Genomic DNA, 366 nt, shown 5'->3' on the forward strand with positions numbered 1-366 from the left:
TACAAGCATTTTTGGATAAAGGCAAACCATATCGTAAGAGTTTTAAAGTTTCTCATACTCTAGAAGGTCTAAGTTTACTTGTAGATTTTCTTGAGGAAGTTAAGAGAGAAACAGGTAAGAAACCACCTGTTGTTTTAGAGGCAACAGGACATTATCACTCCTCTGTTGTTCAATACTTAGAGGACCGTGGATATTTAATGATTATTATTAATCCATTGATTTCTTATAAGGCTAAAAGTTCAAGTCTTAGGAAGGTAAAGACAGATGCGGTTGATGCTTATCTTCTCTGCGAACTGTTTTATAAAGAAGAACTAGAGCCATATAAAAAGCGAGGAGTTCAACTTTTAAACCTTCGAAATCTAACAA

General features: G+C 34.2%; 1 protein-coding gene. It reads left to right on the forward strand.

Annotation, left to right across the window (positions count from 1 at the left end; genetic code table 11):
* Positions 1-366, forward strand: a 366-nt coding sequence (locus tag CHI06_RS29095) for an IS110 family transposase (RefSeq protein ID WP_142301055.1), incomplete at both ends; no start/stop codon positions are given.

It is taken from the genome of Bacillus sp. 7884-1 (genome assembly GCF_002272245.1).
Taxonomy (GTDB): domain Bacteria; phylum Bacillota; class Bacilli; order Bacillales; family Cytobacillaceae; genus Neobacillus.